This window comes from Microbacterium sp. SLBN-154 (genome assembly GCF_006715565.1).
Classification (GTDB): Bacteria; Actinomycetota; Actinomycetes; order Actinomycetales; family Microbacteriaceae; genus Microbacterium.
This window is the reverse complement of the sequence record NZ_VFNL01000001.1, coordinates 1,176,117-1,189,793: the sequence shown is the minus strand read 5'-3', so window position 1 is coordinate 1,189,793 and position 13,677 is coordinate 1,176,117. Positions and strand designations below refer to the sequence as shown.

Genomic DNA, 13,677 nt, shown 5'->3' with positions numbered 1-13,677 from the left:
TCAACGGCGGCGTGGTGCCGAGCGCGGGCGGTGGCCGCCGGCACGTGTCCTCAACTCCTGCAGAACGGCGACCGGGCGGCCTCCTCACCCCGAAATCACACCCGCGCGGCCGATTCTGCAGGAGTTGCGGACGGCCGTGGGGCGCGGCGACGCCCCGCGACCTCCAGGACTCAGCCGTGAGGTCGCGGGGCGTCGGCGATCAGACCCTGCGCTGACGCCGGAGGACCAGCATCACGCCCGAGACGAGAAGCAGGAGAGCGGTCGTTGCGGCGAGGAGGAGCGGCGCCGCCTCTCCTCCGGTCGCCGGGAGCGGACCCGACGAGCCGGATGCCGCTGTCGAGCCCTCACCGACCGTCCCCGAGCCGGGGCCATCGCCGCCGCCGTCGCCGGTTCCTGCACCGGGCAGCGGATCGACCGGCGCTTCACCCGGCGCCGCGGCCACCTGCAGTGTCGTCCAGCCCACGACGCCGTCGACGTCCTGAGCGACGAGCACGTGGTCGCCGAGCGTGGTGCCGGCCGGGACCACCGCCCGGACGGTGCCGTCTGCGCCCACCTGGGTCCAGGTCCCCAGCGCGGTGGGTGCGGAGTGCAGCCACAGCTGCACCCACGTGCCCGGCGCCACGCCGCCGATCTGGACGGTGAAGGGATCGCCGATGCGCACGCTCGCGGGTGCGGTGATCACGCCCTGCAGTGCGGGGTCGAGCTGGTCGGGCATCACCGGCACCGACGGCTCGGTGGGCCGCCCGTCGCCCGGGTCTTCGCCGTTCCCCGGGTCTTCGCCGTTCCCCGGCTCTTCGCCGTCGCCCGGGTCTTCGCCGTCACCGGGCTCCTCACCCTCACCGGGCTCTTCGCCGCCGCCGGTTCGCACGACGACCGTGCGCACCTCGGAGTCGGTGGTGGCGCCATAGGGGTCCACCGAGTTCACGAACCAGCCGTGGGTGCCCTCCCCCGGCTCCCACTCTGCTGTGAGATCGGTGCCGCTCTCGACATCGGCGAAGTCCGCGATCGGGGTGGTGGTGAGGATGTCGGCGCGGAACGCATCGGTGGCGAGCACCTTCTGGGCCGGGGCGATGCCGAGCGCGGAGTAGGGGATCGCGAATTCCTGGTGCTGCACCTCGAGCGTCGGATCGTCGGCGTTGTAGTCGGCGAGCGAGGGGCTGTAGGTGCGCGAGAGGATCTGCCCGGTCTGATTGTCGAAGTGCATCAGGCGGAGGTAGCCGAGGCCGCCCTCGGCGAGGCCCTGGTAGTCGAACAGCACCTGGTAGACCTGGCGCTCGGCGACTCCGTCACCGTCGTCGTCGAACCCGTCGACCCGGGTGAAGGCGTCGTGGTAGTGGCCGGAGAAGACCGTCCGCACGTTCGGGTTCGGGGCCACGACCTCGTCGTAGATGCGCTGCGGGATGGGCCCGAGACCGCCCGTCGTGAGCATGTACTCGTGCAGGTTCAGCATGACCGTCCGCTCGGGGTAGCGCGAGATGACGTCGTTCATCCACGCGATCTCCGCGTCTCCCGGTCCCCATCCCATGTAGAGCATGAGGAAGTCGATGCCACCGGCGGTGATGAGGTCGTAGTGCCCGCGGTTGTCGAGGTAGTCACCGCCCCACCAGGGGTTGTCGGCGAACCGCCACGCCCCAAAGAACGCGCTGAAGTTCGTGTAGTTCGCATCGAAGGCCCCCACGTCGTGGTTGCCGGCGAGCACCCCGTAGGGCAGGCCCGCCTCGTCGAGGGCGGCGTACGCGGGGTCTGCCCGCTCCCACTGCGCCATGTCCTCGGCGACGTTGACCACGTCGCCGGTGTGGAACAGGTACTGCAGGTTCAGATCGCTCCGCTCCGCCAGCAGGTAATCGTGGATCGCCACCTGGTGGTTGTAGAACGTCTCGTTGTAGTACTGGGTGTCTGACTCCCACGCGAAGGTGAAGTCGTACGCCGAGCGAGGGGTGTCTTCAGGGTGAGCGGGCTCCACAACCGTGTCACGGGTGGAGAGGTTGGCGCCCGCGAAGCCCTCCGAGTGCTGCACGAGCACCGTCACCGTCCCCTCGGTCGCGAAGCCGTCGACCGGAACCATCGCCTCGAGCGTGAAGGACGTCGGCGCGCCGTCGGTCGTCAGGGCGCGGTCGAGCTCCTGCCAGGCACCATCGGTTCCGAGCGCGTAGAGGAGCACCTTCGCGTCGGTGTTGGCCGATCCGTCCCACCGCACCCTCACGCGGGCGTCGTCGCCGACATCGCCGGGGACGGCGACCTCGAACAGCTGGTACGGGAAGGCGGCGTCGGATGTCTGCGTGAGCGCGCTCTCGTCGAGTCGACCGATGGCGCCCACCTCCTCCGCGGTGAGCGCGCGCGCCCCGGTGCGGTCGGTCGACAGCGCAGTGCCGATCTCGCCGGTCGTCGCCTCGATGCCGTCACCGGGTACGGTGCGAACGGCCTCCCGGAACGACACATCGAGGCGGTCGCCGGTGGGATCGGTCGCGCGGGCGGCGAGGGTGATCGGGTCGCCGGTGTCGAACTCGGCGCCGTCCTCGGGTGAGAGGAGCTCGTTGCCGGGCTCTTCGACCGGGGTCTGGAACGTCACCGTCCGCTCGGCGCGATTGCCCGCGGCATCCACCGCAGTGAAGACCACCGTGTGCGCGCCGTCGGCGAGGAGAAGCGAACCGGTGGCGTACGGAAGCTCGATGGCTCGGCCGTCCAGGGTCGCCGTGAGTGCGGACACCCCGGCTCCCGCATCGCTCGCGGCGGCGTCGATAGTGAACTCGCCCTGGTAGAGGCGCCCCTCCTCGAGGTCGGTCCCGATCTCGGGAACCGTGTTGTCGACATTCACGGCGACCTCGACGGCGTCCTCTCCGGCGCTCGCCCGCACGCGGTGGGCGCCGTCCGCGGCCGCCGTGGTCTCCCACAGGTGGCCCACGGCCGTGCGTGCGTCGCCGGGAAGAGCGAACCCTGCCTCGAAGACGTCCAGGCGCCCCTGGCTGTCGCCCATCGGCACGATCGCGGTCGGGTCGGTGTACCCCTCGGGGGCGAGGGTGCGCCCGTCGGGGAGGATCAGGCGGATTCCGCGGATGGTGAAGTCGTCGTTGTTCTCGTTCGGGTCACGGTCGGTCTTGGCCTTGGTTCCTGCCCAGATGCCGAGGTCGACGCGTTCGCCGGTGAGGTACGACACCGGAACCGGCACGGTGATCGTGGCCCAGTCGGCGTACGTGCCGCGGTCGAAGACGTGCAGCACTTCATCGCCGATGCGCACACCGTTGCGGAACAGGGCGTCGGTGCCGCTGGCCTCGAACGCGAAGACCGCCGGGTTCTCCAGGCGCGGGGTCGTCTCGACCTCGACACCGTCGATCGACAGGCGGATGTCGGAGGGGAAGGTGTTGCCGCCCGCGACGATCTCGGTCGTGCCCGAGACCCACTGGCCCTCCTCGAGCTGAAGGCGCACGGGCGACTGGTCGACCCCGGTCACCGGGAGGCGCCGGAGCTCGGTGACGGTTTCGTTCGCGCCGTCCCGGGCGATCACGCGGTACTCGAACCAGGTCTTGCCGGTGAGGTCGACGGCCGGGATGACGTGGCGGTATGTCGTGCCGTCGGCGCCGGCCAGCAGGGTGTGGCGAAGCGGGGCGGTGTCGAGATTGCTCGCCACCTCGATCTCCACCGTCCGCACCTGCCGGTCGTCGGTCACCGTCATCTGCAGCGGGAAGTCCGCGCCAGGGGTGATCTCAGGCGCGGTGGCGTCGGTGACGGCCGGGGCCGCGGCATCCATCGGGGTGACCATCAGCCCACCGGGCACCTGCTCCCGGTAGATCGCACCGGGGGTCGCGGGCGCCGTGCCGAGCTTCTTCTGCACCAGGAGGTCGTCGGGGTTCACCGCGTACTGCACCGGCTGGTCGGCGGTGACGTCGTCGACGCCACCGAGGTTGTAGTACGCGCGGTTCATCGCGAAACCGGTGTTCGTGACGATCTCGAGGCCTCGCGGCGAACTATTGGCCATGCCGCCGCTGGCGATCTCGAACAGGTCCTGTCCGGCGACGAGGGCGCTGCCGAAGTGCGTGTTGAAGTCGTCCGCGGTGAGGGCGTCGTTGGCGCCGTTCTTGATCCAGAACACCAGGGTGGCACCGGGGGCGACGACGGAGTCGCGCACCGTGGCAGGCCACAGCACGGTGTTGGAGTTGGTGAGATCCTCGAGCGGGTAGAGGTACTTCAGCGTGAAGTCGCGGAAGGCGATCGGTTCGGTCGTGGCATTGTAGATCTCGATGAACTCGTACCCGTCGGCACCTGCGACGTTGGCGGTGTCGGGGGCGATCTCGGTGATCTGCAGCGGTGCGGTCACCAGCTGCGGGTCGGCCACCGGTAGGAACGGCGCGGGCACGAAGGCCGCCGGATCCACGACGCCCGGGGTCGGTGCGGCGAGAGCGCGGAGCACCGTCATCTGCGTGGCGGTCGACGCCTCGGGGAGTCGGTAGTCCACGCCGAGTCCGGCGCCGATCTCGTCGGCCCGGTAGCGGGCGGCGGAGATCTCGATCCCGTCCGCGCCGTCCTGGGCTGGGGTGAGAAGACGGATGCCGCGCTCGGCGCTGTTGGCGAAGCCGGCCTGTCCCTCAAGAGGGAAGACGACGACATCGTCCGCGGTCCCGTAGAAGGCGCGGAAGTCCGCGGCGGTCAGCCCGTCGGTGTTGGGCGCGTATTGCAGCCACAGCACCGCGACACCGTTCGCGGGGATGATCGAGCCGGCCGGCACCGTGAGGTCCTTCTCGCCAGACAGGAAGTCGTAGCTGATGCGGACGTCCGTACCGAGATCCACCGCGCGATCGGTGGTGTTGGCGATCTCGATGTACTCGTACCGGTCGGTGCCGGTGGTGTCGGGGGCGAACTCGGTGATGAGCAGATCGCGGGCCGTCAGCGGCGCAGCGGGTGCGGTCTCGGTCGGCTCGGGGGTCGGTTCGCCTGTCGGGTCGCCCGTCGGCTCCGGCGTCGGTTCCGCTTCCGCGAGCCGGCCGGGGGTCGCGGGCGCGAGGGTGGCGAGCGGCAGGGCGCTCGTCCCCGACTCCGGCACGGCGAACGTCGCGGCGAGGTCGGCACCGAAAGCGCCTGCGGCGGCGAACGAATGACTCATCTCCGTACCCGCTGCGATGACGCGGATGCCGCGGGAGCCGCCGTTGGCGATGCCGGGCTGTCCCTCGACCCGGACGACGTCGTAGTCGGTCTCGGGCTGCGTCGCGGCGAAGTGCGCCCGGAAGTCGTCGACCGAGCGGGCGAAGCTGTCGACGCTTCCCGAGGTGTAGCTGAGCCACAGGGCCACCGTCGCGCCCGGGGCGATGACGGTGCCCGCCGGGGTGGTGAGCACGACATCCCGCGCGGTGTCCGACCCGTCGGCATAGGTGTAGGCGAAGTCGATGCTCTCAGCGTCGAGGTCGATCGGGCGATCGGTGGTGTTGTGCACTTCGAAGAATTCGAAGTGGTCGGCGCCGACGTTGTCGGCGACGATCTCGGTCACCACGAGAGCGGGTGACGGCAGAGATTCGGCGGCGGCGACAGGCGCCGCAAGAGCGACGGAAGCGGCGGCGAGGACGGGGACGAGGACAAGCGCGGGCAGAGAACGGCGTCGGCGAGGCATGGATCACTTTCGAGTTGAGGCCCCCGTCGTCGGAGGGCCTCGGCCACGCTAGGGATGCCGCACAGCGCCACGGGTCGCACCGGTGAACGCCTGCTGAACGCGACGGAAAAGCTTTGCCCGTGAGCCCGAGCGCGAGCGGTGACCGCCGGCAGGTGCCCGCAACTCCTGCAGAACGGCGACCAGGCGGCCTCTCCATCCCGACATCACACCCGCGCGGCCGATTCTGCAGGAGTTACGGACGACGACAGGCGACGAGCCGGCCGCGCCGCTACTCGACAGTGACCGACTTGGCGAGGTTGCGCGGCTGATCGACGTCGAGCCCCTTGGCCGTGGCGAGGCCCATCGCGAAGATGTGCAGCGGCACGACGGCGAGGAGCGGCTCGAACAGCGGGCCCGCGAGCGGGATGCGCAGCACCTCGTCGGCGGAGGGGAGCACCGCGACATCCCCCTCCTCGGCGATCGCGATCACGCGCGCGCCGCGGGCCTTGATCTCCTCGATGTTCGAGACGACCTTGGGGTGCAGCACCGCCGACCCGCGCGGCGAGGGGACGATGACGAACACCGGCTGACCGGGCTCGATGAGCGCGATGGGGCCGTGCTTGAGCTCGCCCGCGGCGAAGCCTTCGGCGTGGATGTACGAGATCTCCTTGAGCTTGAGCGCACCCTCGAGGGCGATCGGGTAGCCCACGTGCCGACCGAGGAAGAGCACCGACCGGGTGTCGCCCATCCAGTGCGCGAGCTCCTCGATGCGCTCCTGTTCGGTGGCGAGGATGTGCGCGATCTTCTCGGGCACCGCCTCGAGCTCGCGCGCCTGCTCGGCGATCTCGGCGGCGCCGAGCGTGCCGCGCAGCGCCGCGATGTGGAGAGCCAGCAGGTACAGCGCGGTGATCTGTGCGACGAACGCCTTCGTCGAGGCGACGGCGACCTCGGGGCCGGCGTGGGTGTAGACGATCGCGTCCGACTCGCGCGGGATCGTCGCGCCCTGGGTGTTGCAGATCGAGACGGTCTTCGCCCCCTGCTCGCGGGCGTACTTCACCGCCATGAGGGTGTCCATCGTCTCGCCCGACTGGCTGATCGAGACGACGAGGGTGTCGGGGGTCAGCACCGGGTCGCGGTAGCGGAACTCGTGCGCGAGCTCGACGTCGACCGGCACGCGCGCCCACTGCTCGAGGGCGTACTTGCCCGTCATCCCTGCATAGGCGGCGGTGCCGCAGGCGATGATGATGATGCGCGAGATGCCGGTGAAGAGCTCATCGAGTCCGTCGAGCTCGGGGATGGTGACGACGCCGTCACGGATGCGACCGCGCAGCGTGTTCGCGACGGCCTCGGGCTCCTCGGAGACCTCTTTGGCCATGAACGACGACCAGCCGCCCTTGTCGGCGGCCGAGGCGTCCCAGGTCACTTCGAACCGCTCGACCTCGACCGCGTTGCCGTCGAAGTCGGTGACCTCGACGCCCTCGGGGGTGATGGCGACGATCTCGTCCTGCCCGATCGCAAGGGCGTCGCGGGTGTGCTCGACGAACGCGGCGACGTCGGAGGCGAGGAAGTTCTCCCCCTCGCCGAGCCCGATGACGAGCGGGGAGTTGCGGCGCGCGCCGACGACGAGGCCCGGCTGGTCGCGGTGCATGGCGAGAAGGGTGAACGCGCCCTCCAGGCGCGCGGCGACGTCGCGGAACGCGGCGACCAGGTCGCCGCCGCGGGCGCGGTACGCGCGGCCGAGGAGCACGGCGGCGACCTCGGTGTCGGTTTCGCTCTTGAAGGTGCAGCCCTCGGCGAGGAGCTCGGCCTTCAGATCGGCGTAATTCTCGATGATGCCGTTGTGGATGACGGCGAGCCTGTCGTCATCGGCCAGGTGCGGGTGGGCGTTGTCGTCGGTGGGCCCGCCATGGGTCGCCCACCGGGTGTGCCCGATGCCGGTGGTGCCGTCGGCGAGGGGGTGGGTCTTCAGGTCGTCGCGGAGGATGCCCAGCTTGCCGGCACGCTTGCGCATGCCCAGATCCCCGTCACCGTCGATGACGGCGATGCCGGCGGAATCGTAACCGCGGTATTCGAGGCGGGCGAGGCCCGAGAGGAGGATGGCCTGGCTCTGGCGAGGGCCCACGTACCCGACGATTCCACACATGGGCTCCATCGTACGATCCGGGGTATGTGAGGCGTCTGAACGAACATCGCCCTCCCCGGGTCAGGCATGTACGGGGCCCATGAGTCCCCCACCGATCACCGCGGACTCTTGCGAGTGATGCCGCACGCGCGTACGATTCCCGGCACCAGCGCTGAACCCGGACCCCGCTCCGCGCAGGACCACAGAATGTGATGATCCGGGGCCGAGCGTGTCTCTGGGGAATCGCGGAACCGACCGTCGGACACCCGACTTGCGCTGACGGCCGTTCGGCGCTTCTGACGCGCTCCCCCTCAGGGGGTGATGCTGCGCCGTGGGCGCACCGACGGGCACACGTGTTGAGCGTGTGAGGCGGCTGGGGAGTCAGCACCCGTACTGAGAGGCCATGACGGCTGTGTCACCGTACCCGACGGTGTCGCTGCTCGAGCCTGCCCTGGCTGCGCGCCGCATCCGACCGTGAACGGAAAGAGCAGTCCAGTGCACTCTGAAACAACCCTCAGCGTCGTCATCCCGACGCTGAACGAAGCCAGAAACATCGAGCACGTGTTGGGGCTCCTCCCCGACACCGTCGACGAAGTCATCCTCGTCGACGGCGGGTCGACCGACGCGACAGTCGCCATCGCCCGTCGAGCAAGGCCGGGCATCCGCGTCCTCGGTCAGACCCGGCCGGGAAAGGGCAGCGCGCTGGCCACCGGCATCCTCGCCGCCACCGGTGACGAGATCGTCACCATCGATGCCGACGGCTCGATGGACCCGCGCGAGATCGAGCGCTTCGTCGCTCCCCTGCGTGCCGGCGCCCAATACGTCCGGGGCAGCCGTTTCTCCCGCGGCGGCGGAAGCGCCGACATCACCGCCGTGCGGTTCATCGGCAATAAGGTGCTGAACTCCCTGGCGAACCTGTTGTTCGGAACCGGCCACAGCGACCTCTGCTACGGCTTCAATGCGATGACCCGCGAGGCCGCAGGGGCGCTGCGCCTCCCCGATCCGGCCGACGGCACACGTCTGCGGCATTGGGGCGACGGGTTCGAGATCGAGACGCTCATGCACGTCCGTGCCGTCAAAGCGGGCCTTCGCGTGGTGGAGGTACCGAGCTTCGAGGCCTCTCGCCGTTTCGGCGAGAGCAACCTCTCCGCTGTGCGCGACGGATTGCGGTGTCTGCGGACGCTGCTGTTCGAACGCTTCGTCAGCGCCTCCGTCGACTCGGTCGTCGATGCCGAGCGGCGCGCGCGCCCGAAGGTGACCGCCGAACTCGTAGGTGAAGGCGAATGAGGCACCGCCATGCCCCCTCCCACCCGCACCGCGGTGGTCATCTGCTGCTTCACTCCGCAGCGCCTCGATGACGTCCGCGCCGCTCGCGCCTCCCTTTCCCACCAGACCACGCCGCCCGCGCTCGTCATCGTCGTGGTCGATCACCACGACGACCTCTTCGCCGTGCTGCGCGCGGAGCTCGAGGACGACACCCTCGTGGTGCGCAACTCCGGTCGCCAGGGACTGTCGGATGCGCGCAACACCGGCCTGCGGGCCGCCGCAGGTGCCGACATCGTGCTGTTCCTCGACGACGACGCCGTCGCGGAGACCACGTGGGTGGAACGGATGACGGCACCGTTCGCCGCCTCGGACGTCGTCGGCGTGAGCGGTTTCGCCGTGCCGGTCTGGGATGCTCCCGGGCGCCCCGGGTGGTTTCCCGACGAGTTCCTCTGGGTGGTCGGCTGCAGCCACCGGGGGCTCCCGGGCGACGGCGGGGCGGTGCGCAACCCCGTGGGCTGCGCGATGGCGTTCCGCGCGGAGGCCCTCGCCCGCGCGGGGGGATTCATCACCGAGCTGGGTCGGGTCGGGTCGTCGACGGCCGGATGCGAGGAGACGGAGGTCTCGCTGCGGCTGACCGCGCAGGAATCCGGCTCCGTCATCGTGCTCGCCCGGAGCGCCCGGGTCCACCACCGCGTCACCGCCCACCGTCAGCGCCTGGCCTACTTCCTGCGGCGTTGCCGCGGCGAGGGGCGCAGCAAAGCGGCCGTGTCGCGCCGGCACCCGGGCGCGGCGACGCTGCGCACCGAACGGCGATTCGTCGTCATGACCCTTCTCGACGCCACGATCCGCGCCCTCGGTGAGGGGCTGCTGCACCTCCGGCCCGCCGCCTTCGCCCGCGCCGGCGTGATCGTCATCGGGCTCGCCGCAACGGTCGTCGGGTATCTCGACGCTCGCATCCGGCCCGAACGCCGACCTCTCACGGCACCGCCCGCGATGTCGCATGTCCATCGGTACGAGGCGGGAGCGGCCGGATGATCGCCACGCACCGCACGATCACCGAGCGCCGCGGCATCGCGGCGCTGATCGCCCGAGAGTGGGCCGATCCGGCACTGCGGGGCAGCCACCTGATGCTCGTCAACACCGCGGTCACCGCTGCGCTGGGCTTCGCCTTCTGGGTCGTCGCCGCGCGCCTCCTGCCGGTGGAGGCGGTCGGGACGGGAACGGCCACGGTCGCCATCGTGCTGACGATCGCCGGCCTCGGCCAACTGAACCTCTACCAGTCGGCGGGCGTCCTCCTCGCCCGCGCGTCGGGAGACGGCCGCGCCGCGGCGTTCCGCCTGTGGGCTCTCGCCGCGGGCGCGACGCTCGCCGTCGGTGCGGTGGTGAGTGCGATCGTCGTGACGATGGACGTCCTCGCGGTTCGCACCGCGATCGTTCCGCAGACGCTCCCCCTCCTCGTGACCTGCGCGGTGGCCTGGACGGCGTTCGCCGTAAAGGACGCCCTTCTCATCGCCCGCCGTCGCACGGCGCTCGTCCCCGCGCTCAACAGCGGATACGCCGTGCTGAAGATCGCGGCGCTCGTCGGTGCGGTCGCTCTCCTGCCCGCGACGGCACGACCCGGCGAGGTCCCCGGCGGCGACGCCATCGTTCTCGCGACCTTCGCGCCGATCGCTCTCGTAGTCCCCGTGGCGGCCCTCGTGATCGCCCTCCCGCGGATCGCCCCGCCCCGGGAGCCGGCCGTCGCTGTCGGCACGCGGCGCGGCGACGATGCGCGCTTCCTCGCCGCGGACTACATCGGGGTCGTCGCGCTGCAGTCGTGCACGACGCTCCTGCCCTTCATCGTCTTCGCCTGGGCGGGCGCCGAGATGGCCGGCGTCTTCGCGGCGGCGTGGGCGATCGTGCTGGTGCTGGACACCCTCGCCCACAATGCCGCCGTCCCGCTCGCGACCGAGCTGGCCCGTACCCCCGAGCGCCGGGAGGAACTCTCGCACCGGGTGACCGCGCGCACCCTCGTCGTCGTCGCCGTCGGCGCCGCCGTCCTGGCGATCTTCGCGGAACCGATCCTCGCGCTCCTCGGTCCGACCTATGCCGCGCAGGGCGCACCGGTGCTGCAGGTCTTCGCCGCGGCATCCATCCTCCGCGCGATACTCATCCTGCGCCTGGCGGGGCTTCGCGCCGCACGGCGCACCGGACGGATCGCCCTGGTCGAGGTCACCCACGCGGCGGCGGTCCTCGGCATCGCCGCCTGGGCCGTGCCGAACGGCGGCGCGCTGGGCATGGCCCTCGCATGGGCGGCGGGACAGGTGGTCGCCCTCGCCGTGGTCATCCCCCTCTCCGGCGGACGCCGCGGATCGACCCGGGCGGTGACCCATGGTCCTTGAGTATTCGCGCGACACGGCGCCCGCACCCACCCGGGCGGCGTCCGCGGGGTCTCCACCGTCCGCGCTGAAAGGGCGCCCCGGGCCCCGCGGCGCGCTCACGCGGCGACCGCTGTTGTTCACCACCGCGTCCCTCGTGGTGGCCGCGCTCCACTTCGCCGTGGTGACGGTGTGGCCGGCTTCGCTGTTCGTCGCCGTGCTGTGTCTCGCCGGGGCCTTCGTCTTCGTGCTCCGCCTGCCCGAGGAGCATCCGTGGACGCTCGGGCTCCTGGCCGGCGCCTTCGCCCTCGTCGTGCACGGCACGATGATCGTCCTCGAGCAGCTCGCACGTTTTCCGACCGCGTGGCTGCACGCCGGGTACACCGCGCACGTCATGGAGAACCATGACGTCCTCCCGAGCCTGGGCGCCCGGTTCAGCTGGCCGGCATTCTTCGTCGTCACCGCGTCGGCGTTCTCACCCGCCGGCGAGACCGTGCCCGAGCCGGTGCTGCGGTTCGCGCCGATCTTCTTCGTGCTGGCGATGCTCCCCGTGATCCTCGTGATCGCCCGGCGCTGCGTGGTTCTGTGGCGGGGATCGTGGCGGGCTCCCTGGCTCGCTGTGTGGTTCTTCCCGCTCATCGACTGGTTCGGACAGGACTACTTCGCACCGCAGTCCCTGGCTCTCCTGCTGGGGCTGTCGATCATCGCGATCGTGCTCACGCTGTCGGATCGACCACCGGCGCTGTGGACGACGCGCGACGGGCTGCTCAGACGCGGCGGGCTGCTGTGGCCCCGTCGACCGGGAATCCGTGACGCCGCCCTCGTGCGCGCCCGCATTCCGGATGCGCTGCTGCTGGTCGGATCGGTCGTCGTGCTCTGCGCCGCGGTGGCGATGACCCACCAGCTCACACCGTTCGTGATCGCCGTCCAGCTGGCCGTGCTGTGGTACGCGGGGCGACTCCCGTGGATGCTGCCGGCGTGGATCGTCGGGGTCACCGCCCTCGTCTGGGTCTCGTGGGGGGCGTCGGACTTCTGGATCCCGTTCGTCGCCGACGTCTTCGGCGGAGTCGGTGACCCGGTGGGCAATCTCTCCGCCGGAATCGCCGACCGCACCGGCGGCTCCGCCGAGCACCAGACGGTCGTGGCCGTGCGCATGGGCTTCACGCTCGCGGTCGTCCTCGCCGCCGCCGGGGGCGTCATCGCCGAGTTCGTCCGCGACCGGCGCATCGAGCTGTCGCTGCCGCTCCTGGCCGCCGCCCCGGGGTTCCTCCTGTTCGCCCAGAGTTACGGCGGCGAGGGGGTGTTGCGGGTCCTGGTCTTCGCCACACCGTTCCTCGCCATGCTCCTCACCAAGCTCTTCGTCACGCGGCGGGGACTCGGCCGCGCCGCGGGGGCGGCCGTCATCATCATCACCGTGGCCTGTGTGCCACCGTTCCTCGTCGCCCGCTACGGCAACGAGCCGTTCGAGCGCGTGACTCCCGATGAGATCGCGCTGGCCGGATGCCTCTACGACCGCGCCCCGGCCGGGTCGACGCTCCTGTCGGTGAGCCCTCACCTCGCCTGGCAGTTCCGCGACATCGCGGACCACCTGCACCTCTCCGCGAACGAGCGAGCCTTCGACGCCGACACCGCCGACGATCTGAGGGCCCGCCTCGAGGACACCCCCCGACCGCGGTATCTCATCGTCACCGAGCCCCAGCTGCAGTTCGTCGTGCGATCTCTGGGTGCCCCGGCCGCGTGGCCGACGATGCTGGAACGCGAGCTGGCCGCTGATCCGGGCATGACCGCGGTGTGCGAGAACCCCGGCGGGGTCGTCTACCGCGTGGGGGGTGCCTCATGACCCGCGAACTCGCCACCGTGTTCCTGCTCGCCTGGGCCCTGGCCGCCGTCGGCCTGTCCGCCAGCGGAGCCGAGGGTGTCGGCCCCCTACTCGTGGTCGCGCCCTTCACCCTCTTCGGCGTAGGGATGGCCGTCGCCCTCGCGCTGCCCGGGGAACGCCCCACCGCACAGACGCTCGTCCTGGTGCTGGGCCTGGGCCTCGGGACGGCGACGGTCATCGCGCAGGCGCTCCTCCTGGTGGGCCTGTTCCACCCGGCGCTCGTCGTCGGAGTCGTCGCGATCGTCGCGGCGGCCGCGCTGGCGGTGCGGGAGGTGTCGCGGTGACGGAATTCCTCCTCTCCCCCGCCCTCCTCGCGGCGAGCGTGGGGGCGGTGGTGCTCGCGGTGGCCAGCTGGACGGTCAGTGTCGTCGGGCTCTTCTCCGCGCGCGTGCGCGTGGCCCTGCGCATCGTCGCGGGGGCGGCGATCACCCTCGCTCTGCTCATCATCGCCCTGCGCTTCGTGGTGCTGGGAGGCTGA

The 13,677-nt window shown here is 70.9% G+C and carries 8 protein-coding genes; 6 read left to right on the top strand and 2 right to left on the bottom strand.

Translation table 11 applies throughout. From position 1 onward, the window contains the following. Positions 1–199: 199 nt before the first annotated feature. Both FBY40_RS05905 and glmS read right to left on the bottom strand, forming a co-directional pair. Entirely contained in the window at positions 200–5,596 is a 5,397-nt protein-coding gene (locus FBY40_RS05905) for a lamin tail domain-containing protein (protein WP_141937169.1), read from the bottom strand. 268 nt (positions 5,597–5,864) lie between these two features. After that, positions 5,865–7,718: a glutamine--fructose-6-phosphate transaminase (isomerizing) gene (gene glmS / locus FBY40_RS05900; RefSeq protein WP_141937167.1), complete on the bottom strand. Its 1,854-nt coding sequence runs from the start codon at positions 7,716–7,718 to the stop codon at positions 5,865–5,867. Positions 7,719–8,192: 474 nt separating this feature from the next. On the opposite strand from glmS, the gene FBY40_RS05895 reads away from it, so the two are divergent. The 6 genes from FBY40_RS05895 (at position 8,193) to FBY40_RS05870 (ending at position 13,677) form a co-directional block, all read left to right on the top strand. After that, a complete protein-coding gene (locus FBY40_RS05895; RefSeq protein WP_200829933.1) occupies positions 8,193–8,984 on the top strand; it encodes a glycosyltransferase family 2 protein in 792 nt (263 codons plus the stop codon). Between the two features lie 9 nt (positions 8,985–8,993). Beyond that, on the top strand, positions 8,994–9,998 hold the full coding sequence (locus FBY40_RS05890; RefSeq protein WP_141937163.1) for a glycosyltransferase family 2 protein: 1,005 nt from the start codon (positions 8,994–8,996) through the stop codon (positions 9,996–9,998). Further along, positions 9,995–11,344 carry a lipopolysaccharide biosynthesis protein gene (locus FBY40_RS05885; RefSeq protein ID WP_141937160.1) on the top strand — a complete coding sequence of 450 codons (1,350 nt, stop codon included), beginning with the start codon at positions 9,995–9,997 and terminating at the stop codon, positions 11,342–11,344. The genes FBY40_RS05890 and FBY40_RS05885 overlap by 4 nt, the downstream gene beginning before the upstream one ends. A 112-nt stretch (positions 11,345–11,456) precedes the next feature. Further along, entirely contained in the window at positions 11,457–13,160 is a 1,704-nt protein-coding gene (locus FBY40_RS05880; RefSeq protein ID WP_141937158.1) for a hypothetical protein, read from the top strand. Continuing rightward, a complete protein-coding gene (locus FBY40_RS05875) occupies positions 13,157–13,483 on the top strand; it encodes a hypothetical protein (protein WP_141937156.1) in 327 nt (108 codons plus the stop codon). Before FBY40_RS05880 ends, FBY40_RS05875 begins: the two co-directional genes overlap by 4 nt. Continuing rightward, positions 13,480–13,677 (top strand): hypothetical protein, encoded by a 198-nt coding sequence (locus FBY40_RS05870; protein ID WP_141937154.1) that lies wholly within the window; start codon positions 13,480–13,482, stop codon positions 13,675–13,677. The genes FBY40_RS05875 and FBY40_RS05870 overlap by 4 nt, the downstream gene beginning before the upstream one ends.

What these genes read in the sequence shown, in the direction of transcription:
- FBY40_RS05905 (WP_141937169.1), bottom strand. Translation starts at nt 5,596, where the DNA reads ATGCCTCGCCGACGCCGTTCTCTGCCCGCGCTTGTCCTCGTCCCCGTC.
- glmS (WP_141937167.1), bottom strand. Translation starts at nt 7,718, where the DNA reads ATGTGTGGAATCGTCGGGTACGTGGGCCCTCGCCAGAGCCAGGCCATC.
- FBY40_RS05890 (WP_141937163.1), top strand. Translation starts at nt 8,994, where the DNA reads ATGCCCCCTCCCACCCGCACCGCGGTGGTCATCTGCTGCTTCACTCCG.
- FBY40_RS05885 (WP_141937160.1), top strand. Translation starts at nt 9,995, where the DNA reads ATGATCGCCACGCACCGCACGATCACCGAGCGCCGCGGCATCGCGGCG.
- FBY40_RS05875 (WP_141937156.1), top strand. Translation starts at nt 13,157, where the DNA reads ATGACCCGCGAACTCGCCACCGTGTTCCTGCTCGCCTGGGCCCTGGCC.